This window comes from unidentified bacterial endosymbiont (assembly GCF_918320885.1).
Classification (GTDB): domain Bacteria; phylum Pseudomonadota; class Gammaproteobacteria; order Enterobacterales.
Genome location: NZ_OU907312.1, coordinates 1,557,065 through 1,580,767 on the forward strand (window position 1 = coordinate 1,557,065; position 23,703 = coordinate 1,580,767).

Sequence of the window (23,703 nt, forward strand, 5' to 3'; positions counted from 1 at the left end):
ATAAGGGAATTTCATGCCCACGACTTATGACTCCTCCAGTATTAAAGTACTTAAAGGGCTAGATGCCGTCCGTAAACGTCCAGGAATGTATATTGGAGATACTGATGATGGCTCCGGCCTACACCATATGGTGTTTGAAGTCGTGGACAATGCCATTGACGAAGCCCTGGCTGGTTATTGCAAAAATATTACCATCCTCCTGCATCAAGACTACTCGGTCAGTGTGCAAGACGACGGCCGTGGGATCCCAGTGGATATACACGCCGGTGAGGGGTTTTCAGCCGCACAAGTGATTATGACCGTACTGCATGCCGGTGGCAAATTCGATGACAATGCCTATAAAGTCTCCGGCGGTCTGCATGGGGTAGGGGTTTCAGTCGTCAATGCCCTCTCTGATCGCTTGCTCTTAACCATCAGCCGCAATGGTAAAAAGTATGAGCAAATCTACCACTTAGGGGAACCGCAAGCCCCCCTGAAAGTCATTGGAGATGCTGAAACCACCGGAACCCATATCCGCTTTTGGCCCAGTCTGACCATTTTTAGTCATGTAGAATTTGACTATGAGATCTTGGCTAAGCGGCTGCGGGAACTCTCCTTCCTCAACGCTGGCATCGCCATTACCCTCGTAGATGAGCGCTCTGATCAACAGGATCAGTTCAAGCATGAAGGGGGCGTTAAGTCCTTTATCAACTACCTGAATCAACACAAAAAAGTGATCCACCCCACGGTATTTTATTGCCGGGGTGAGAAAGAGGGCGTTGAGATCGAAGTGGCTCTTCAATGGAACGAGGGCTTCCAAGAAAATGTCTACTGTTTTACCAACAATATTCCTCAGCGGGATGGCGGCAGCCATTTAGCCGGATTTCGGGGGGCCATGACCCGGACGCTCAATCACTATATGGAACACGAAGGGTTCCTTAAAAAAGCCAAGATACAGGCGATTGGCGATGATGCCCGCGAAGGGTTAACCGCTATCGTTTCCGTTAAAGTGCCTGATCCGAAATTCTCTTCACAAACTAAAGAGAAGCTAATCTCCTCTGAGGTCAAGCCTCTCGTGGAATCGATAGTCTCCGAAAAATTGACCGAATTTTTACTAGAATACCCACAGGATGCCAAAATAGTTGTCAATAAAATCATCGATGCCGCCCGCGCCCGGGAGGCTGCCCGTAAGGCCCGTGAATTAACGCGGCGCAAAGGAGCGCTCGATCTTGCCGGACTGCCCGGTAAGCTGGCTGACTGCCAAGAGCGGGATCCCGCACTGTCTGAGCTCTATATTGTGGAAGGGGACTCCGCCGGCGGCTCGGCTAAACAGGGGCGCTCCCGTAAAAATCAAGCGATCCTGCCCTTAAAAGGTAAAATCCTCAATATTGAGAAAGCGCGGTTTGATAAAATGCTCTCCTCTCAAGAGGTGGTCACGCTCATTACCGCTTTGGGCTGTGGTATAGGTCGTGATGAGTATAATCCTGATAAACTGCGCTACCACAGTATCATCATTATGACGGATGCTGATATTGATGGTTCCCATATCCGTACCCTACTGCTGACCTTCTTCTACCGCCAGATGCCGGAACTCATTGAACGTGGCCATCTCTATATCGCGCAACCGCCACTCTACAAAGTTAAAAAAGGCAAACAAGAGCACTATATCAAAGATGATGATGCCTTAAGGCAGTATCAAATTGGCCTAGCGCTGGAAGGCGCTAACCTATTTATCCATGCCGAAGCGCCTCCCATCCATGGCGTGGCTCTAGAGAAGTTGGTGCAGGAACACTACCGCCTACAACGCTTTATTGACCGTTGGGAACGCCTGTACCCACGCGCGTTACTCAATCAGTTGATCTATCAACCGCGTCTGACCGATGGCCATTTAACCGATAGCGCTCGCCTCACCGAGTGGTGTCACACGCTGACCACCGCATTAAACACGCAAGAACAACAGGGTAGCCACTACCGCTTTACCCTACAGGAGACCCCAGAACAGCCACTGATTGAGCCAATCATTCACATTAAAACCCATGGGATTGAACGCCCCTATCGACTAGATGTGACTTTTGTTCACAGTGATGAGTACCGCAAGCTGGCAGAGTATAGCCAGCAATTCTCCACCCTGCTTGAAGCTGAAGCTTGCATCAGCCGAGGGGAACGCCGGCTACCAATCAGTCGTTTTGAACAGGCAGTTGCCTGGCTGATCCAAGAGGCTAGTCGGGGTCTTGCAGTGCAACGCTACAAAGGATTGGGCGAGATGAATGCCGAACAACTGTGGGAGACCACCATGGATCCGCAGAATCGGCGGATGCTACAGGTCTCGATTCACGATGCCATCACAGCTGATCAACTGTTTAGTACCCTCATGGGTGATGATGTCGAACCCCGTCGTGCCTTTATTGAAAAGAATGCCTTGAGTGTCGCTAACCTTGATATCTAACGTTTGTCGTGTCAGGCGACGCCGGAGGAAATGAATGAGCTTTGCGGAAGTTCTCAGGGATAGGAATTCAAAGAAAATCAAGCAGCCTATATCGTTTGGCTTCGATGTGTCCATCCATTCGGGGGAAGATCAACCTATGTTCACTATCCGGTAGTGGCAAAACCTTTTGTTGAGATGCCTGTGGCCTTGAAGCAGGCTTCAAAGATTTCTCCTATTTTAAAAACAGATGGTGAGCAATCGTCTGGAGGTGATCATCCTGATAAGGCCAAGACTTCTCCTTTTTTGTGAGAGTTGAGAAAATTCTTAAAATGTTTTAATATACGTTATACGTATAACGTATAAATGGGTATAATATGCACAAGAGAATGACAATCACACTGGATGAAGTGGTGTATGAAGGACTATATCGGACGGTTGGTAAGAGGCGAATGAGCCAATTCATTGAGGATTTAGTGAGGCCGCATGTGGTGGATACCTCGCTTGAGGAGGCTTATCAAGCGATGGCTGCCGATAAAGTGCGCGAAACTGAAGCAATGAAGTGGTGCAACGCTCTTTCCGGAGACCTGGCTGATGCAACGCGGTGAAGTATGGTGGGTTGAATTTGATCCAACTATTGGGAGTGAGATTTGCAAGAGGCGTCCTGCCGTGATTGTGAGCAATGATGCTGCTAACCGGAATCTAGCGCGTGTAGTCGTCGTGCCGGTGACTGGCAATACAGGGAGAGAGTATCCAGGTGAAGCTATTGTGACGGTAGGCGGGCAGAGTAGCAAAGCGATGGCCGATCAAATCATGGCGGCTGATAAGTTGCGACTCAAAAAACAGCTTGGAAAACTATCTAAATCCGACATGCTGGCGGTTGAGGATGCGATCAAGGTTCATTTGGCGTTACCACGGTAGGCCCAGTAGGGCGAAACCACGACCTGAGGACATTTCGCCGCCACTGAGTATCTCTAAGCCTCTGAGTGATGGTTTTCCCTATTCTTGAAAACGGTGTTTTATAGGGAGATTGGTTTGCTGTTATGGAGCTATAGCGCCTTTAGAGCTCTGTTAGTAGCCTGGGAGCAGGCCCAACGCTACCTAGGCCCATCCAAGTTCACCGTGTGTGCTTTTAGGGCGCAGTTTCCTGAATGGTTGCCGCTCTAGATATAGCTGAACCTATGAATTTTGATTGCGAAAGATCTTCTGTTGAAGCAGTGGTTCCTAAGGTTAATAGGGGTATCAGCACGCTTAGTGCTGCTCCTATTTAAATTATTCTGCTCTACCTGGTTCCCTCAGGCGTCTGGGGTAACATACTTGATACAAATCTTATTGTGGTTTTCCAGATAATTTTCCTCTTCCACCTATGTTTAGGTTAACAACTGGTTAATTTTTTATGAATAGAGTCAATGAATAACTTTTAAATGCTATTCAGAACGGCCCTATAGAGATTGTCGGTCGCTTAATAGAGCTACTCTCCCCCTAAGCTCGGATAGCTAAGAGCGCTTCTTGATGAATGATCCTTGGCTGGGCATATTTCTGCGGATTGAATCAGAGATATTTCAACTTTTTCGGCGTCTGTGCTATAGTTTGTCACACTTTATGTCACTGTGTAGTGCTGAAAGTCCTCAAGCATTTGAAAAAAGTGCTATCTGATTCGTGGACGGAATTTGGTAGACTTTAGCACTCGACACTGACTCCAGTGTGACTCGCCTCACACTAACGTTGGCCTTAGCGCGCCGTGCCATGCTAATAACCATTACTGATAAACCGCTAAAAACATCACCACTCTAGCACCTATCTTTGCAGGATAGGCTAGAGCGCCTAGGGATACTATGAAATCATCGACTCGTTTACCCTCATTACCACAACTTTTTACCGCCTTGAGCCTATTTATTTTTTTAACGTTCTCATTTAATACCTGGTTAGATCTCCCGGTACAACTGGCCCTATTTATGGGCTGGTTCATTATGTTACTGCTCGGCCGTTGGCTAGGCCATGATTATGCCAGCCTAGAAGCTGCAGCCATTCGCAGTATTAGCAATGGTTTGGGGGCTGTATTAATTTTAATTGCGGTCGGTGCTTTAGTCGGCAGTTGGCTAGCTGGCGGTATTGTTCCAGCGATTATTTATTATGGCTTAAAGCTGATTCATCCCTCATTTTTCCTGGTGATTACTTTAGTGATCTGCTCCCTAACCTCGCTGGCCACCGGAACCTCTTGGGGCGCTGCCGCGACGACTGGCATTGCTATGATGAGCATTGGGTGCAGCCTATCGATCCCCTTGCCATTAGTGGCTGGAGCAGTGCTCTCCGGCGTCTATTTTGGAGACAAGCTATCCCCGCTCTCCGATTCAGTGATCCTGGCCGCAACGATGTCCGAAGTGGAGGTGGTCAAGCACATTAGAAATATGTTGCCAATCTCCTTAATCAGTTATGTCATCACGGCCCTACTCTTCACCGTAGTTGGCTACCGTTATGGCGGTGAAGTTGATCTGGCACAGGTCAACCAGGTGACCCAAACCCTGGCTGCGCTGTTTCATATTACACCGTTAGCGTTTCTCCCCGTGGCTATCGTGCTACTACTATTAATGAAGCAGCAACCCGCTTTTTTGGTGATCAGCCTGGGAGCTCTATTAGGCTTAGTTTGGGCCGTTCTGGTGCAACACTCCCCCCTCAAAGGGGCGCTACACTCCCTCTATCATCCGCGGACCATCCACACCGACCTCTTATTGATTAATAAACTATTAAACCAAGGCGGCATCGAATCGATGTTGAATTCCATTATCGTGATTATTTTTGGACTGGGCTTGGGGGGCCTGCTAGAAAAAATTGGCGCGCTCACAGTGATTTCACGCCTCATTGAACGCCGAGTGACCCATCCTGGGAATCTATCACTGATCACCTTGCTGGTGGCTTTTTTCTGGAATCTGTTTGGCAGTGCTATGTATGTCTCCTTGATCTTAACACCCGGCATTATGAAGAAACACTATGACCGATTAAACATTGCCCGTGAGGATCTCTCACGCAATGCTGAGTTCGGTGGCACCCTGACCTGTGGCATGGTGCCTTGGAGCGATAACGGTATTTTTATGAGCCAAATACTCGGGGTCTCCACCCTAGCCTATCTGCCTTATATGTGGCTTAGTTTCTCCTGTATTGCAGTGACGTTAATCACTGCTTATAGCGGTAAATTTGTACACTCGACCCAGCAAACTACGCGGTTAGAACAGCCGCTAAAAGGTGCAGAATGCACTGAATTAAGCTAATAGGCGGGTGGGATTGCACAGCGCAGAGGTGAAAGCACTGCTGCATGATTGAACAGCCTAGCCCTTCGCTAACAGAGCTTGTCGGCGAAGGGCTGAGTTGAATCACCTGCATTAGGTTATTCAGCAAATCCTTTACAACTTACCCGCATGCTGGCTTAAGTAATCGGCCACCCCTTGAGTGCTGGCTTGCATGCCTGGTTGTCCCGATTGCCATTGTGCCGGGCAGACCTCACCATGCTTCTGGTGAAATTGCAGGGCATCCACCATCCGTAGCATCTCATCCACATTACGGCCTAGTGGCAGATCATTGACCACCATATGGCGCACAATACTGTGTTGATCAATCAAAAAGGAGGCGCGTAAAGCCACCCCGGCTTGAGGATGCTCGACGCCGAACGCTTGGCAAATAGCATGTTTAATATCGGCTACCAAGGGGTAGCGGACTGGACCTATCCCCCCTTGCTGAATCGCAGTGTTCCGCCAAGCACTATGCGTAAATTGTGAATCGATGGAGATCCCAATGATCTCTACCCCTTTACTCTGGAACTCCGGGTAGCGGTGATCAAAGGCGATCAGCTCTGAAGGACAGACAAAGGTGAAATCCAACGGGTAAAAGAACAGGACTGCCATTTTGCCGCTAATGTGCTGTTTTAAATTAAAATGCTCTTGAATAGTCCCCTCTCCCAGCACTGCAGCCGCTGTGAAATCAGGAACCGGACGCCCCACTAATACCATAACGTGACCTCATTGATTCAACAAAAAACTAACCCTCCACCGCAATGCAGCGGCGACTACTAGCAGTGTAATCAACTCACGTCCACGATGGCAATGCTTCTGACTGTTGAATACCAATCGCTCTAAAAATACCCTACTCTTAAGACAGGGTGTCTCATTCATGATCGATAGAATAGAGCAGAACAAACCGCAGCAGCCATCGATGACCAAAATAGGTCTGTACCGGGGTGGGGTGGGGTGGGGTGGGGTGGGAGATCTCACGGAAGCAGTGTGGATCGCCAGATCTCTGCACCGTTCTGCGAGCGGCTGGTCAGGAAGGACCACCGCTCGACTAACCTATCAGGAATGTTCGATTAGGGAGAGCTCTGTCGAGTGTGGATTTAGATCATAATTTTTAACTGTTTTATTGAGATTCAAACAAGTTCGTGTTCCCCATACTAAGCCACCCACGAGGCCCACAGCGGCTACTCCTACAGCGGCCATCGTTAACAAGCCCATGTTTTCAGAATTATCAGGATTAAACGCTGCTAGACTAGTAACCGTCTGGTTTACCAGAGAGGCATTACTTATTTGAAAAGTACTCTCTACGGTATTTATAATTCCTGTTGTTGCCGCGGTGACCGCAACTGCTGCTGATGTTAATAAAGGTGTTTTTGATGTTATATTTTTCAGGGTTTCTCTATACTTTACAGCATGATTTTCTATCTCCTGTATCTTAATCATTCTAAGATTTTTATTATTACAAATGGAAATATTATCAGGAGTTTTATTAAACCTTTCTGTGTGATACGGTTCATCATCAAATAAAGAAGAATCAATAACATTTAAAAAATCATAAGATTCTGCGTCACAGGCTATATCAATAGCATCTTTTTTTTTGCTATTAATTAATGAAATATTGGCTGCTCCTTTATCTATTAGATCTGTAGCAACATTAGCATGATTATTAAGCGCAGCCCCCATTAATGCCGTGTTATTCCCAGGGCTCAAACCATTAACATCTTCACCTTCTTTTAATAGTTTATTGACTTCATGAAGTTTTCCTTTTAAAGCAGCCTTTCTCAAGGGTAAATCTTCATTTTTTTCAAGGTTTTTTTGTATCTGCATTAGGGTTCTGTCCTTTTTAAAAAAATTAAATTAAAAATAGTTATAAAAAATTTTATTGACTAGGTTGACTGTTTTATCATGATATTGATTCAGCAACCTATCCTGTACTCTCAATAATCGTCTTAAAAAATATTAAGACCACTAATCAGTGAGTGCCTTGATGCGATTAAAGCATTGTTATCATCTGGATGGATAGGAATATCAATCCAATCATATTGTTTATAGATAGAACGCTATCTTTATAAAAGATTTTCTTTAAGGAACCCCTCTCTTGACTGTTACTGTTTACTGAACAGATTGAAATAGCAACTGCCTGACTGTTCGATATTACAGTGCAGTGCTTTGATAGACTGAGAAAGCCCTGCCAGCTGATAGCGGCTAACCCCTTAATTATTGTTATTAAAAGACCATATTTTGTCTCTTATAATCAATTTTAACTACTATTTAACACTAAAATACACGACAAAAGAAACAAAATAAACTATTTTTTGACAACTATCTTTGCAATTGTGCTGCTATGGAATAAATGCACTGATTTTTCAGGGTGTTAAGGGCACATCGACGAGCAATAAAAAGGTATCTTTTGAGTGAGAGTCTGTGCTCCTGCTCTTTTTAGGGAACAGAGGCACGGTTTACTCGGTCATCCTCAGCCGATTGCATGGATAGTTCATGGAAAAGCCAACAGGCTGTCAGGAGGCCTGATGGTGGATAGCCTCGTTAATTTGCTGATGACGCTCCTGTAGTGACACCACTTGAGAGATCGGATCAGTCTGCATGGCCTGTACCGTAGCAAAAGCGCCGTTCAGAGTCGTGTCATAGGGCACTTTGTACTGCACCGCCGTTTTACGGATTAATTTGGAGTCGCTGATGGCTTGGCGGCCAGCCGTCGTATTAACAATGTAGGTGTACTCGCCATTTTTAATTCTGTCCTGGAGATGCGGACGCCCTTCATGCACTTTGTTGACGAGCCGTGGATTAATCTCGGCTTCGCCCAAGACTACCGCGGTACCATGAGTTGCATCGAGTTGGAAGCCCAGCTGTAGCAACTGGGTGGCCAACTCCACTACGCGTCGTTTATCCAGTTCATGAACGGACAGCAGCGCCCGACCAATCTTTGGCATCTGATAGCTGGCGCTGAACATCCCCTTAGCAAAGGCCAAGGCAAAGGTCGAGCCCATCCCCATCACCTCACCGGTCGAACGCATCTCCGGCCCTAAAATAGGATCGACCCCTAAAAACTTGTTAAAAGGGAACACCACCTGTTTGACGGCATAATAGGGCGGGGTGATGGCTGCCGTCAGCTGCTGCTGGGCCAGGGTTTGCCCGACCATTACCCGCGCTGCTACCTTGGCTAAAGGGATCCCGGTCGCTTTCGATAAGAAAGGAACTGTTCTGGCCGCCCGGGGGTTGACCTCAATTAAATAGATCTGTTCGCCTTGCACGGCAAACTGCACATTCATTAAGCCATGAACGGGTAGCGCTAACGCCAGTTGCTCTACCTGTCGCCGCAGCTGCTGCTGGACCAAAGCACTCAAACTATAAGGAGGCAGTGAGCAGGCTGAATCCCCCGAGTGGACACCAGCCTGTTCGATGTGTTCTAAAATACCGCCAATCAGCACCTGCTGACCATCACCAATGGCATCCACATCGACTTCGATAGCCTCTTCAAGAAAGCGATCGAGCAGTACGGGGGCATCATTCGAAACGGTCACGGCCTGGTGGAAATAGCGCGTTAAATCTACTTCATCGTACACAATTTCCATCGCCCGCCCCCCTAAGACATAGGAGGGACGTACCACCAAAGGATAACCAATCACCTGAGCCTGCTCAATCGCTTGGGTTAACGTACTCACCGAGGCATTGGCCGGCTGCTGCAAACCCAGCTGTGTGATCAACTGCTGGAACCGTTGTCGATCTTCGGCACAATCAATGGCGTCAGGAGAGGTCCCCAAAATCGGCACGCCGGCCGCTTGAAGATCACGGGCCAACTTCAAGGGTGTCTGACCACCATATTGCACGATGACCCCTTTGGGTTGCTCAATACGCACAATCTCTAAGACATCTTCTAAAGTGATCGGCTCAAAATAGAGGCGATCAGAGATATCATAGTCGGTCGAGACTGTCTCGGGGTTACAGTTCACCATAATAGTCTCATAACCCGCTTCACGAAGCGCTAAGGCGGCATGGACACAGCAGTAGTCAAACTCAATCCCTTGGCCAATGCGGTTGGGCCCGCCACCGATAATCATCACTTTGTCACGCTGGGTCGGCTGCGCTTCGCACACCTGATCATAGCAAGCATAGAGATAGGCGGTGTCTGAAGCAAATTCGGCCGCACAGCTGTCCACCCGCTTATAGACGGGGAAAATAGTCAATAGCCAACGCCGTTGACGGATCTGCTGCTCACTGACCCCCACCAATTGGGCTAAACGGGCATCAGCAAAGCCCTGACGCTTCAGGTGCCGCAAGAACTTGCTCTCTAAACCCGCAAATCCCCCCTCGGCCACCTGTTGCTCTAATTGAACTAAGGCTTCAATATGAGCTAAAAACCAGCGATCAATTGCGGTTAAATGATAGACCGCTTCAAGGGAGAGGCCAGCACGAAAAGCATCAGCAAGATACCAAAGACGCTCTGCCCCCGCTTCTTTAAGCTCATAACGAATCCTGGCTAAGGCCTCTTCCGCTGCTAAATCCACTTTTGGATTGAATCCAGTGGCCCCAACCTCTAAGCCACGCATGGCTTTCTGCAGTGACTCAGGAAAACTACGACCGATAGCCATCACCTCCCCGACGGATTTCATCTGGGTGGTTAAACGGTCATTAGCCCCGGCAAATTTCTCAAAATTAAAGCGCGGAATTTTGGTGACGACATAATCCAGCGTCGGCTCAAAAGCAGCAGGCATTCGGCCACCGCTGATATCATTGCTCAGTTCATCTAAGGTATAACCCACCGCTAACTTAGCAGCGACTTTGGCGATAGGAAAACCGGTAGCCTTAGAGGCCAAGGCCGATGAACGTGACACCCGAGGATTCATCTCGATCACCACCAAGTCGCCCTGCTGTGGATCCACGGCAAACTGCACATTGGCCCCCCCAGTCTCTACCCCGATTTCACGCACTACCGCAATAGCGGCGTTACGCATCAGCTGATACTCTTTATCACTCAAGGTCTGCGCCGGGGCTACTGTGATCGAGTCTCCCGTGTGGATCCCCATGGGATCGAAGTTCTCAATACTACAGACAATAATGCAGTTATCTTGCTGATCACGGACCACTTCCATCTCATACTCTTTCCAACCGATCAGCGAAGCATCGATGAGCAACTCATGAGTAGGCGATAGTGCTAATCCGTGCAAGCAGATGGCTTCAAACTCCTCCCGGTTATAAGCAATCCCACCACCACTGCCCCCCATGGTAAAAGAGGGACGAATGATACAGGGGAAACCCAGCCCCTTTATCTCTTCACTAGCCACTCCCGCAAGCGCTTCCTGGCCCTCTAAAACTGCAAACGCCTCCTTCAGTGATTTAGCCATGCCAGAACGCGGTGTTTTAAGGCCAATCCGCTGCATAGCTTGCCTAAATTGCTGGCGATCTTCCGCTTTATCAATGGCCTCTACCGTAGCCCCTAAGAGTTCTACCTGAAACTGCTCTAAGATCCCATGATGAGCCAAATCCAGCGCACAGTTCAAAGCAGTTTGCCCCCCCATCGTCGGCAGCAGAGCCTGGGGGCGCTCTTTTTCAATGATTTTTTGCACCGTCTGCCAATGGATGGGCTCAATATAGGTGACATCGGCCATATCAGGATCGGTCATGATGGTGGCTGGGTTAGAGTTCACTAAGATGACCCGATAGCCCTCCTCACGAAGGGCCTTGCAGGCTTGTGCTCCTGCATAATCAAACTCACAGGCCTGTCCAATGATGATAGGACCCGCCCCTAGCAGTAAAATAGTTTGGATATCGCTACGTTTTGGCATCCGCTAATAGTTCCTAGATCTGAGGGCTAATGGGTGACTTCACAGGGTGGATAACGTAGGGAGAAGCAGAAAAATAGGGCGTGCGGTGTCGGTAGGCTCGCCCATTAATATGCCAGCAGTCGATTCACTGGCGCTGCCGCCGATAGTGCTGCATCAAGATCATAAACTTTGCGAATAGCGACGTGGCATCCTGCGGACCAGGCGCCGCCTCTGGATGGCCCTGAAAGCTAAAAGCAGGCCGGTAGCGATGCTGCAATCCCTGCAAAGAGCCATCAAATAGTGACCAGTGGGTGGCCTGTAGCGTGGCTGGCAACGTGGATTCATCCACCGCAAACTCATGATTTTGTGAGGTAATGAGGACTCGCCCTGATTGATCACGCACCGGATGGTTACTCCCATGGTGACCCTGTTTCATTTTACAGGTGGTAGCCCCACACGCTAGGGCCAATAACTGATGACCCAAGCAGATGCCGAATAGCGGCACCGGCTGTTCTAGCAGCCCTTGTGCCAACTGGATAGCAGCCCCACACGCTTGTGGATCCCCTGGCCCGTTAGAGAGGACAATACCATCAGGCTGGTAGGCCAATATCGTCTCAAGCGACGTGTCTGCTGGGACCACGGTTAGCTGACAGCCTTGATCGACTAAACAGCGCAAAATGGTGCGCTTAACCCCAAAATCACAGACGACCACCTGATAAGGGAGCTGCTGAGGTAGTTTGGCAGCGGGAAGTCCGCCAGGGAGTGACCAAGCGCCTTGACACCAGGGATAGGGCTCTTGGGTGGTCACCTGGAGGGTGAGATCCCGCCCGGTGAGCCCTGGAAAAGCCCGTGCTTGCTGTAGTGCTAAACTGGCATCGGGCTGGTCGCCAGCGATGATACAACCACGTAGGGCCCCCTGTTGGCGCAATCGGTGGGTTAGCTGCCGGGTATCGATTTCGGCGATGGCCACTATCTGGTGACGTTTTAGGTAGGTTGTTAATCCCTCCTGCGCCCGAAAATTGCTGGTCAGTAAAGGGACATTGCGAATAATCAAGGCACGGACCTGAACTGCCGCCGACTCTTGATCGTCTGGATTACACCCGACGTTGCCGATGTGCGGACAGGTCAGGGTCACTATCTGCTGTGCATAGGAGGGATCGGTCAGGATCTCCTGGTAGCCAGTCATCGCCGTATTAAAGACCACCTCTCCGACAGCCGATCCCATCACACCAATCGATTGCCCGTAAAAGGGGGTCCCATCCTCTAACATCAGTAGCGCTGGGGTATTCAAACGAGCTTCCTCTTAACAAGATACAGAACTCAGCGATCGCGCTCTGTTAGGACTCAGCAGCCGCTACTAGGCCAAACAATCGCGCAGGACAACCCTCTTGCAACCTAACGGAGGAGCAACAGCCGGCATTCTAATGATCACGTTGAAAGCTGTCTAGCAAAACTACACTCAAACTGACCCATACAATGAGGATAAACCCTATATTGGAGATAGGTGCTCTCTACAAAGCGAGGCTGCTTGCCCGCTAAAGCGATAAAGAGCCTTTAAAATCAGGTCAACAGTGGGATCCACAGAGCGCTGTAGAGAACCCAAGATCAGCAATACGCTGTTACTGAGCTATTTCATCCCTCAAAGGAGTCCTATTATGCCTAGATTTATTAATAATACTGTTACACCGACTGCCTGCTCAAGATGGGCTCCTACTACCGCTTATTCTCACCAATCTTATCATGCCAGACCCTATACGCGTCATTACTCTGTATCCCGACCATTATTACCCGCTTGTCACCTGATCAATCCATCACGACGACCAGCACCTAGTGATGTCATGCCTCGACGTTATCAAAATCCGTTTCAAACTTCTGGCGGAGCGATCCGCTACTCTGTACAACCGACTGTTTACCGGGGCTATAGCCACTCTTACGCTATCAAGCATGCGCCAAAAATCATGGAGCATGACTACCGCAAAGTACCTCAGAGAACTGCTCAGGCCAGCTTTTTAATGAGGAGTAACCCCTTAGTCTCCTCACAAACCTATGCGCCGAGCCCGCCAGCTTTTGTAACTGCACCCTATCGGGAAACAGCACCAGCAGCACCGTCACGTTCAACGGTTCGTGTGGCTAGTCGCCCGGCTGAAAGGCAACAGGCTGCTACCGCCATGCCTCAGACAACCTATACCCGGAGTGTGCCACAACACTGGACAGCGTCATCATCACGAATCTATGCACCGAGTCCACTAGCTTTTACTACCCGACCCTACCAGGCAACAACACCAGCAGCAGCTCACGCCTACTCCTATGCAGTGAGTCCGTTAGCTTTTCCTACCCTAGCCTATCGGGCACCAGCAGCAGCTCGCACCTACCCCTATGCAGTGAGTCCGTTAGCTTTTCCTCCCAGGCCCCATCGGGAAAGCGCGCAAGTCACACCGTCACGTTCAACGGTTAGCACGACCTCTCATAGCCAGGCTGCCGTGCCACAGGCTGCTATAAGCACTCCTCAGCCAACCCAGCACCAGAGTGGAGAGCGGCCAGTCGATCAGGCGAGAGTCTCCTCTACAAGATTACAAACCTCCAACACCCTGCATCAGAGAGCTTCCAGCCCTCCTAGTCTATTCCGCCGTGCTGACTGGGCAGCATTTGAGGGAGTGGAGGGATCAGATAGTTTTTACACCCTACTGCAAAGGCTAAAAGAGCACCATCAAAAGCATCCGCAGGATCAAGTACCCCGTCGCCTCGAAGCGCTCTACCAGACGATGAGCCGCCATCCTGAATTATGCACCGCTGTATTTAATGAAGCACAAATTGGTGCTGAAAGCTGTTCAGATCGTGCCATCGCCACTTTAAATCAGCTGGAAACTCGCTGCGCTATTGAAGAGAGTATTCAAGGCAAGAAGATAGATGATCAAGCCCTGTTAACAATTATGCGTGGCCTGTTTCGTCAAGAAGAACTCTACAAAATTGCCGATCTCAAGGTTAAACAGCTGGACGCTCAAAAACAATCGCTCCCAGAAAATCAGCGATCAACCTTCATAGTAGATTCCGTAGAAACTCATCTGTTCTATCACATTGCACTCAAAGAGCGGTTACAGCTTCCAGGAGGCACTAAATCTATGACTTTTACAAAGATGGCAAATGTGACTGATCAAGAGGCCCAACGGGCGGGCGATAAAATTCTGCGTATTGAAAAATTAGATCCCAATAGTCTCATCAATTTCATTACTAAAAATGAACATTGGCAACGTTACTTAGAGCAGCATTATCAGTCTCTGCATGATCAAGATGAGTCTATAGCGCACTACGGGGCTCGTATGGAGCAACTTGAAGAGGCTTCAGAACAGCAGGAAATCAATGAAGAGGAGTATCTACAGCGCTGTCACCAGCTCATGCAGGAGCAACAAACAGCCTCCAAAGCCTGGTTTCTCGCAAAAACTCAGGCGTTAATTCACAAACATTTAACGCCTCAAGGCTACCCAATAGCCTCTAATGGTTAAGATTATCTAGCCAACGACTGCTGGCGTTGATGCAAACTCAGGAGGAGCCCTGACTAACCGATTGCTCCAATAGATCCTGCAGGGTATAGTGCGCCGCTGGCTGGTGGACCAGCCACTGCGCCGCACGCACCGCGCCCTTAGCAAAGGCCAGCCGACTCATCGCCTGATGGGTGATAGACAGCTGCTCGTCTGCCAGGGTAAAGCTTACACGATGCTCTCCTACGGTCTCTCCACTCCGAACGCTAGCAAACTGGATCTTACCGGCGGCTCTCCCCGTGGATCTGCCCGGGGGCACCGTATCCAAACAGCCAGGCCACTCCAGACCGAGCGTGTTGGCTAGCCGTTCACCCAACGCCAATGCCGTTCCAGAAGGAGCATCACGCTTATGCCGATGATGTTGATCGATAATATCAATATCACTCTCCGTCCCAAGTACCCGCGCTGCACTCGCGGCCAGCTGGTAGAGTAGCTGGACACCAAGACTAAAGTTAGCCGATTGTAATACCGCAATCTGTTGGGCTGTTTGTGCGATTAGCCTTTGTGCATTGTCCTCTAACCCAGTGGTCCCAATCACCATCGCTTTCCCCTGCTGGCGACAGCGTTCTAAATGGTGCAGCGTAGCACTGGGGGTCGTAAAGTCGATGAGCACTGCCGCCTTAAACAATGCTTCTGATACATTGGTCGTGAGGATGACGCCTAGGGGTTCTACTCCCACTAGCTTACCGGCATCCTGCCCGGCCCAAGGCGAATTAGGCGATACTAGCGCGCCCTGCAGGCGAGCGGTGGTACTCTGCTGCAGCACTTGAATCAACGCACGCCCCAGTCGCCCTGAGGCACCAGCGATGGCTACGCCGATAGGCACTGGGCTACACATCGGCGCTATCCCGCCATGACGGCAGGGATTTGCAGCGCCTTGGGTATAGCAAAAACCATCTGCTCTTCAACACCCCTCAGCTCTACCACTGGTTGACCACCGAGTGAGCGCAGCTGAGCGATGATCTGTTGTACCAACTGCTCGGGCGCTGAAGCGCCCGCCGTCACCCCCACGGTGTCGATCTCCTGCAGCCAATGGGGTTGAATCGCCGAGGACGTATCAACCAGATAGGCGGGCTTACCTAGACGCTGCGCGACCTCTACCAAGCGATTAGAGTTAGAGGAGTTGGCTGATCCCACGACCAACACCACATCAACCTGTTGAGCTAATACCTGCACCGCAGCCTGGCGATTGGTCGTCGCGTAGCAGATATCTTCTTTGCGTGGGCCAACAATGCTCGGAAAACGCGCTTTAAGCGCCTGAATCACTTGGGCAGTATCCTCGACAGAGAGCGTTGTCTGGGTGACAAAGCAGAGGCGCTCAGCGTGGCGTACCCTCAACTGGGCCACTTGCCCAACGTTCTCCACCAAATAGATCGCCCCCTGAGGATTATGATACTGCCCTAGGGTACCCTCTACCTCAGGATGATCTCGATGCCCAATCAAAATGGTCTCAATCCCTGCACGACTAGCCCGGGCAACTTCCATATGGACTTTAGTCACCAAGGGGCAAGTCGCATCAAAAATTGTTAAGTGGCGCGCGGCGGCGGCTTGCCGCACCGCCTGCGAAACACCATGGGCTGAGAAGATAACGATGGCCCCCTCTGGAACCTCGCTCAACTGCTCGATAAACTGGACACCTCGTTGCTGGAATCCCTGGACCACGCTGCGGTTATGTACCACCTCATGGCGAACATACAGTGGTACGCCATAGAGGCTTAATGCCCGTTCAACAATGCTGATAGCTCGATCCACTCCGGCACAAAACCCCCGCGGATTAGCTAATATAATTTGCACACACCGCCCCCATGGCCTTTTAGCAGCCCTTACAATGGTTATGGATACGCTTTATGGTAACACGGGCCCCTCGCTAAAGTTAGAGAGCAGACCCTAGGAGCCGTTGAGCCGTTAAAGCCCTGCTATCCATCAGTTGAGGCCCCTGCAGAGACAGTATAGCCTGGTGATCTAAATTTTTAGCGGCTGATCTTGCATCCTGCTGGCAGCGGTCCCTGTAGATCACTGCTCGCTACTGTAAAGCGCTACTTGCCGTCACAACCGCTGCTGACTATAATTGGGCCGACTAACCGACCTTTACCTGTTACCACCTGATTATTCTGGCTAAAAGTTCTGGCCTTCCAGGTGTTTATCAGGGGATATGAGCCAACTTTGTGCAGTTTCAATTAATCACCACTCACCAGCGAGCGCGCCGTGGCCGCCTGTTCTTTCAGCGAGGGATCGTAGAAACCCCCGCCTTTATGCCCATTGGCACCTATGGCACCGTCAAAGGACTGACACCAGAAGAGGTTGCTGCCAGCGGGGCACAGATTCTGCTGGGTAACACCTTCCATCTCTGGTTGCGCCCGGGGGAAGCCGTCATCCGCCAGCATGGCGATCTGCATGATTTTATGCAGTGGCAAGGACCTATCCTAACTGATTCAGGGGGTTTTCAAGTCTTCAGCCTGAGTCATCTTCGGCGTATTACTGAATCGGGTGTACACTTTCGTCATCCCATCAATGGTTCACCGATTTTTTTAAGTCCAGAAAAGTCCATGGAGATCCAGTACCAACTGGGCTCAGATATTGTGATGATTTTTGATGACTGTACCCCCTATCCCTGCAGCTGGCAGGCAGCTGAAGAGTCCATGAAATTGTCGCTGCGCTGGGCACTGCGCTGTCGCCAACAGTTTGCATCGCTGAATAATCCCCATGCGCTGTTTGGTATCATTCAAGGCAGCATCTACCCTGATTTGCGTCAGCAGTCGCTACAGGGCTTACAGCAGATTGGCTTTGACGGTTATGCCATCGGTGGCTTGGCCGTGGGGGAGTCCTCTGCTGAGCGCTTGCAGATTTTAGAGCATCTACATCCACACATTCCAGCGGACAAACCCCGCTACTTAATGGGAGTCGGTAAGCCGGCTGATCTGGTCGAAGCGGTCTGCCGCGGCATCGATATGTTTGACTGTGTGCTACCCAGCCGTAATGCCCGCAATGGTCACCTATTTGTAACCGAAGGGGTGATCAAACTACGCAATGCCCGTTACCGGGATGATCCTCGCCCTTTGGATGCGGCCTGTGACTGCTATACCTGTCAACACTACAGTCGTGCGTATCTACATCATCTGGATCGCTGTAACGAAATGTTAGGTGCCCGACTCAATACGATACATAATCTGCACTACTATCAACGGCTCATGGTCCATTTGCGTCATGCCATCGAAGCCGGTACAGTAGACCGCTTTATTAACCATTTTTACCAACAGATCGGCCAAGCTCGTCCGAACGCCGAGCAGCCTGAACGACTAACCCCAGTAACCAGAGAGGATCATTAATGAGTTTATTGATAGCTGAGGCCCATGCTGCCGCTCAGCCCCCCACTCAAGGCGGCTCCCTGCCGATGATGGTGATGTTAGGGATATTTGCACTCGTGTTCTATTTTATGATTTATCGGCCGCAAGCGAGCCGTGCTAAAGCCCACCAAAAACTGCTAGCATCGCTCTCCAAAGGAGATGAAGTACTGACCAGTGGTGGTCTCATGGGTCAGGTGAGCAAAATTTCTCCGGACGATAGCTGTGTCCGCATCGCCCTGCAAGATAACGTTGAGGTGAGTATTAAGAAAGAGTTTATTACCGCCATTCTGCCGAAAGGAACCCTCAAAGCACTATGATTGCTGCGCGCCAACGCCGCCGATTAGTGCCGCTGAACAAGACGGCCTGGTGGCAACTGCTGCTAGTATTGCTGCCTCTCCTGCTAGGGTTGATCTATGCACTACCAAACTGGTATGGCGAAACCCCAGCACTGCAGATCAGCACCCGCGCAGGCCTGGAGCTGCCCACAACGTTTATCGAGACCCTGCAGCAGCTGAAAATCCAACAGCTGGTCCCACAACAGGTGCAACTGCAGGGCAAGACGCTACTGTTAAGCTGGTCGAATCTTGAGAGCCAACGTCAGGCTTATGAGTTGCTCAATCAGCAGTTGGGTGAGGAGTATATTACCGCCCTCACCCTACTACCTGCTACGCCTGCGTGGCTCTCCCGGCTAGGGGCTCAACCGATGAAGTTGGGCCTTGATCTGCGGGGCGGCGTACGTTTATTACTGGCAGTCGATACGGAAATCCTCTTACAGCAACAGCAAAAACAGCTGACAGAGCGTCTACGCGCTACCTTACGCCAGCAGCAGCTACCCTATCGCCGAGCGATCTCAGAGCGGGAGAGCACCCTCCTCAGTTTTTCAGAGCTGCAAAACCAGCAACAAGCCAAAAAAGTGCTCACGACCCATTACCCTGAACTACGCTTTCAGGCGTTACCTGATAATGCGCTCCGGATCACCTTCAGTGAGCAACAGCGCCAACTCATTAATCAACAAGCTACTCAGCAAAATCTCACCATCTTGCGCAAACGTATCCATGAATTGGGTGTGTCAGAGGCGATTGTACAGCAGCAAGGTAGCCAACGGATTGTGGTAGAACTCCCCGGGATCCAGGACAGTACCCGAGCTAAGCAGATCCTGGGAGCGACTGCGTTATTAGAATTTCGCCTGGTCAATCAACAGGTGACACCACAAACCACCCCACTACCTGCCGATGCCGAGCTACACTATAAGCCGGATGGGCAGCCTATTGTCCTATTTAAACCCGTGGTATTAAGCGGCGAACGCATTACCCATGCCGCGGCGCATTTGGATGAGTATGGCCGCCCACAGGTGCACATTGAACTAGATAGCCTAGGGGGAGAGCAACTGTCTGCAGCGACTAAGCGGGCTATCGGCAAACTCATGGCCACCCTATTGATTGAGTATCGACCACAACCTTCCGTAGAAGCTGCTCAACAGCCTGTACTTAAAAAGCATCAATCCGTGATCAATGTTGCGCAAATTGTGGACCACTTAGGACAGCAGTTTCGTATCAGTGGTGTAGGAACCCTGACCGAAGCCCGCAACCTAGCCCTGCTACTGCGATCAGGAACCTTAAGCGCTCCCTTGCAGATTATCGAAGAACGGATCATCGGTCCCTCCTTGGGGCAAAAAAACATTCACCAAGGATTACAAGCCTGTGGTTGGGGCTTGGTCGCCTCACTGCTGTTTATGCTGTGCTACTACCGTTGTTGTGGGCTGATCGCCGGTCTGGCGCTACTGGGTAATCTACTGTTGCTTCTAGCGAGCTTGTCACTCCTCCCTGGGGCTACGTTAACCCTGCCAGGGATCGCGGGGATTGTGTTAACCATCGGCATGGCTGTCGATGCCAATGTGCTGATTTTTGAACGGATCAAAGAGGAACTGGGCTTAGGCAGGACGGTACAGCAAGCGATCGATCGAGGCTTCCACAATGCCTTCTCGAGTATCTGTGATGCCAATTTAACCACCTTGATCACCGCACTGCTGCTCTACGCTATCGGGAGTGGTCCCATTAAAGGGTTTGCGATAACGCTCTCCATTGGCCTGGCGACCTCGATGTTTACCTCGATTGTCGTGACTCGTGCCGTCATCAATCGCTGGTATGGCGGCAAGCCGCTATCAACGCTATCTATTTGAGACTGTTATTCGTGGATAAGACTACCCCTCGTGTACCCATGATGCCACCGCAGGCGCCCCGTTTATTTAATTTTTTGCGCTTATCTCCCGCTGCTTTTAGCCTCTCAACACTGCTGCTACTCTCTTCAATACTACTCATGATGTGGCGCGGTTTCCACTGGGGATTAGATTTTACTGGTGGCCTCTCTTTAGAACTGCAACTGAGCCAAGCACAGAGTACTGAGTCGCTGCAGCAGTGTCTCCAACAAGCTGGTTTTCCTCAAGCGCAGATCCAACACCTGGGCAGCAGTCGCGAACTGCTGGTTCGCCTAGCCCCTTCAGCAACCCTGAGTCAGGAGCGCTTAAGCCAACAGCTGGTGACGGTGATTCAACAACAGCTAGATCCACAAGTGTCACTGCAGCGCCTAGAATGGGTCGGCCCTCATGTGGGGGCGGAGCTCGTTCAAACCGGCTTTCTGGCACTCTTGGCCTCACTGTTAGCGATTCTACTCTACGTGACGCTCCGCTTTGAGTGGCGGTTAGCCTGTAGTGCCGTGTTAGCACTGACACATGATGTGATCATTGTCTTAGGGGCACTCTCTCTGCTGCAGATAGCATTTGATTTAACCCTTATCGCCGCCCTGTTATCGGTCGTCGGTTACTCCCTGAATGATACCATTGTGGTATTTGACCGCATTCGCGAGAATTCCCGCGGCTATCCACACTGTGACACGAGCTATATTATTAACTTATCACTCACTCAGACACTGAGTCGCACCCTCATAACCTCTGCTACGACCTTAGTCGTGGTGTTAGCCTTACTGCTCTGGGGCGGCCCGCTGCTGCAAGGGTTTTCAGTCGTGTTATTGATTGGGATTGTCGTCGGCACCTTCTCTTCTATCTATGTGGCCTCCGCGCTGGCTCTGAAACTCGGCCTGCAGCCCCAACAGCTCCTGCCGACAGTAGTCCAGTCTGAGGATTAACCTAACCCTGACTGATCTCACGGTATCTAGTCACGGGAGCGGCCGCATAGCCTGTTTGCCCTGATTCAAAGAGAGCCACTAATCCTGTAGACCAGGAAAGCGGTGATGCGGCGGTTTCTGATGTCCATATCGACCAGCTTATTCATGCCCTCCGACGTATTAACCATTGGGCAGTTGTAGCGAACCAGAGTACTTTAAAATGATTTTTTACAGGATGATTAGCGACGTCTAAAAAAATTCAGTACCAGTTCACCGTTAGTCCTAGCAGGTTTATGGTTATTTATCATTTATTTTGTAGAAATGAGAGCTAATGTGATGATCCTCTTGTCTGGGAGAAGGGATCAGCCGCCAGGCTGTACGGTAAGTAACTAATTGATACAAAATAAAAAAACGACCTGATTCCCCCGTTAAGCTAGCCACTACGAGCTATAACAGTCTGTTTTCACGGCTGTTTAAGTGCTTGCCATCCTGACATCAGCTCTTCACTGTCGACAGAGCAAGTTCACGGTATCGCTTATTCAGAAATGAGGTATAATGAAAAAGGCGTATCGCACAGGACGATACGCCGGGGCGTTGCAGCCTTGCATCGCTGCTATTGCACATCAGCATCCTTGACTACCCACACAATCGGCCAATCCAGCGGCCCTCACCCTTCCAGGGATCTCGCACTCCTTTGCATTTTTGTTATCTTCCTTAATAAGGGTCTTCCTTAACCCATGACAGCTTCCTTTATCATCCCTAATCTAAATCCAGGCTCCCTGCCGATCGTCACTCAATGCACCGAATTCCGATAATTAACAATAAAATTATTTGATAACTTCATTTAACACTCTATAACTTGGATGCCGATTAAACTGTCCTAAAGATGAACTTTTTTTATATTTTAAACAACACCATGTAACACATTTTTGTAGCGATTCTGTCCGTATCAGCAGCCTAAACGGTGTCTGAACCCCTTATATTCCAGAAATTATTAAAAAAACCTTGACCAGCCAGCGTGCTCATTAATCGTCAATCTCCTACAAAAACTATATTGTTTAGCTTACAAATATTATAGCCAGTAGCCTACGGCCTGTTAGATGAGCCACAATCCCTGACAATGACCGCTGTGTTCGTGAGAACTTGCCGCCTGATCACGGCCTAACCAAGCCTTCAATCACGTCTTTTAAAAAAAACAGGGAGTTGTTATGATAAGAGACTTCAGGGACAGTGCCAACATAAACGCTCCCTGGTGGGTTAATCAGTGTTAACCGGTCTGGATACCCTTGCAGAAATTCCTGAGTCAGGGTTACACCTTTTCCTTCCAGTTCAAGGAGATAACTGCCGGTTGACCCCAGAGCGCTCCTGCGACCACCCTTTTTTCTGAGAGAACCGCCATGTCACTGTATGCGCACCTACCACTCGGCAAAAAGGTTGCCTATCCAGAGCACTACGATGCCAGCCTCCTGGAGAGCGTGCCACGACAACCGCAGCGTGCCGCCTTAGGGATTAGCGGGCACAGCTTGCCTTTTCACGGTGAAGATATTTGGACGCTGTATGAACTCTCCTGGTTAGATACGCAGCGCTGCCCCCAAGTGGCCCTGGGGGAGCTACGTGTTAATGCCAAAACGCCTCAGTTGATTGAATCTAAGAGCCTTAAACTCTACCTCAATAGCTTTAATCAAACCTGCTTTCAACAGTGGCACCAAGTCACGGAACGACTCCAGCAGGATTTGAGCCACTGTGTCGCCGGCCCAGTCTCTATTACACTGCAACCGCTAAGCTATTTGGAGCAGCAACCCCTAGCAACGCTGAGAGGGCGGTGCATCGATGATCAGCCTAGCCCCTGGGCTTTCGATGATCGGCAGGCACCCGATCCCACCCTACTGAAAACCCTGCCACAGGCCGCCTTGGTTGAAGAGCAGTTAGTGAGCCATCTATTCAAATCAAACTGTCCGGTGACCGGACAACCTGATTGGGCCTCCCTGCAAATTCACTATAGTGGGCCGCAAATTGACCCGGGTGCCTTGTTGCGCTATTTGCTCTCTTTTCGACGCCATAGTAGCTTTCATGAACAGTGTGTTGAGCAAATTTTTTGTGAAATACAAGCTTATTGTCAGTGCGTACAGCTCAGTGTACTGGCGCGCTACACGCGGCGGGGCGGGATTGACATCAACCCCTTTCGCTCAAACTGGCAAGCCGCCCCGGCGAATCAACGATTAGTCCGCCAATGAGCTGGCA

At 50.1% G+C, this 23,703-nt stretch carries 16 protein-coding genes; 10 read left to right on the forward strand and 6 right to left on the reverse strand.

Going from position 1 to position 23,703, the window contains the following annotated elements; genetic code table 11:
* Positions 1-13: 13 nt before the first annotated feature.
* The 4 genes from gyrB (at position 14) to nhaC (ending at position 5,667) form a co-directional block, all read left to right on the forward strand.
* Entirely contained in the window at positions 14-2,425 is a 2,412-nt protein-coding gene (gyrB, locus tag NL324_RS07780; RefSeq protein ID WP_253306997.1) for a DNA topoisomerase (ATP-hydrolyzing) subunit B, read from the forward strand.
* A gap of 353 nt (positions 2,426-2,778) precedes the next feature.
* Complete coding sequence (locus tag NL324_RS07785; RefSeq protein WP_253306998.1) at positions 2,779-3,009, forward strand: DUF8778 family protein; 231 nt, start codon at positions 2,779-2,781, stop codon at positions 3,007-3,009.
* Positions 2,996-3,322 (forward strand): type II toxin-antitoxin system PemK/MazF family toxin, encoded by a 327-nt coding sequence (locus NL324_RS07790; RefSeq protein WP_253306999.1) that lies wholly within the window; start codon positions 2,996-2,998, stop codon positions 3,320-3,322. The genes NL324_RS07785 and NL324_RS07790 overlap by 14 nt, the downstream gene beginning before the upstream one ends.
* Positions 3,323-4,236: 914 nt before the next feature.
* Positions 4,237-5,667: a Na+/H+ antiporter NhaC gene (nhaC, locus tag NL324_RS07795; RefSeq protein WP_253307000.1), complete on the forward strand. Its 1,431-nt coding sequence runs from the start codon at positions 4,237-4,239 to the stop codon at positions 5,665-5,667.
* A gap of 132 nt (positions 5,668-5,799) precedes the next feature.
* On the opposite strand, the gene NL324_RS07800 is transcribed toward nhaC, so the two are convergent.
* The 4 genes from NL324_RS07800 to carA form a co-directional block, all read right to left on the reverse strand.
* Positions 5,800-6,402 carry a peroxiredoxin gene (locus NL324_RS07800; protein WP_253307001.1) on the reverse strand — a complete coding sequence of 201 codons (603 nt, stop codon included), beginning with the start codon at positions 6,400-6,402 and terminating at the stop codon, positions 5,800-5,802.
* 339 nt (positions 6,403-6,741) lie between these two features.
* Positions 6,742-7,509: an ankyrin repeat domain-containing protein gene (locus NL324_RS07805; protein ID WP_253307002.1), complete on the reverse strand. Its 768-nt coding sequence runs from the start codon at positions 7,507-7,509 to the stop codon at positions 6,742-6,744.
* Positions 7,510-8,198: 689 nt separating this feature from the next.
* Positions 8,199-11,483 (reverse strand): carbamoyl-phosphate synthase large subunit, encoded by a 3,285-nt coding sequence (carB, locus tag NL324_RS07810; protein WP_253307003.1) that lies wholly within the window; start codon positions 11,481-11,483, stop codon positions 8,199-8,201.
* Between the two features lie 124 nt (positions 11,484-11,607).
* A complete protein-coding gene (gene carA, locus NL324_RS07815; protein ID WP_436298267.1) occupies positions 11,608-12,732 on the reverse strand; it encodes a glutamine-hydrolyzing carbamoyl-phosphate synthase small subunit in 1,125 nt (374 codons plus the stop codon).
* A 385-nt stretch (positions 12,733-13,117) separates the two neighbouring features.
* Here carA and NL324_RS07820 point away from each other — a divergent pair, with 385 nt between their 5' ends.
* Entirely contained in the window at positions 13,118-14,962 is a 1,845-nt protein-coding gene (locus tag NL324_RS07820; protein ID WP_253307005.1) for an NEL-type E3 ubiquitin ligase domain-containing protein, read from the forward strand.
* Positions 14,963-14,999: 37 nt separating this feature from the next.
* Here the strand turns inward: NL324_RS07820 and dapB are convergent, their stop codons facing one another.
* A complete protein-coding gene (gene dapB, locus NL324_RS07825) occupies positions 15,000-15,836 on the reverse strand; it encodes a 4-hydroxy-tetrahydrodipicolinate reductase (RefSeq protein WP_253307006.1) in 837 nt (278 codons plus the stop codon).
* A 5-nt stretch (positions 15,837-15,841) separates the two neighbouring features.
* Positions 15,842-16,792 (reverse strand): 4-hydroxy-3-methylbut-2-enyl diphosphate reductase, encoded by a 951-nt coding sequence (ispH, locus tag NL324_RS07830; RefSeq protein WP_253307007.1) that lies wholly within the window; start codon positions 16,790-16,792, stop codon positions 15,842-15,844.
* A 371-nt stretch (positions 16,793-17,163) separates the two neighbouring features.
* Here ispH and tgt point away from each other — a divergent pair, with 371 nt between their 5' ends.
* The 5 genes from tgt to queF all read left to right on the forward strand — a co-directional run bounded on the left by tgt (position 17,164) and on the right by queF (position 23,696).
* Positions 17,164-18,324, forward strand: coding sequence for a tRNA guanosine(34) transglycosylase Tgt (gene tgt / locus NL324_RS07835; RefSeq protein ID WP_253307008.1), 1,161 nt, complete (start codon positions 17,164-17,166; stop codon positions 18,322-18,324).
* Positions 18,324-18,659 (forward strand): preprotein translocase subunit YajC, encoded by a 336-nt coding sequence (gene yajC, locus NL324_RS07840; RefSeq protein WP_253307009.1) that lies wholly within the window; start codon positions 18,324-18,326, stop codon positions 18,657-18,659. Before tgt ends, yajC begins: the two co-directional genes overlap by 1 nt.
* Entirely contained in the window at positions 18,656-20,521 is a 1,866-nt protein-coding gene (gene secD / locus NL324_RS07845; RefSeq protein WP_253307010.1) for a protein translocase subunit SecD, read from the forward strand. Before yajC ends, secD begins: the two co-directional genes overlap by 4 nt.
* A gap of 38 nt (positions 20,522-20,559) precedes the next feature.
* Entirely contained in the window at positions 20,560-21,483 is a 924-nt protein-coding gene (gene secF, locus NL324_RS07850) for a protein translocase subunit SecF (RefSeq protein WP_253307011.1), read from the forward strand.
* 1,376 nt (positions 21,484-22,859) lie between these two features.
* A complete protein-coding gene (gene queF, locus NL324_RS07855) occupies positions 22,860-23,696 on the forward strand; it encodes an NADPH-dependent 7-cyano-7-deazaguanine reductase QueF (protein WP_253307012.1) in 837 nt (278 codons plus the stop codon).
* Positions 23,697-23,703 lie beyond the last annotated feature (7 nt).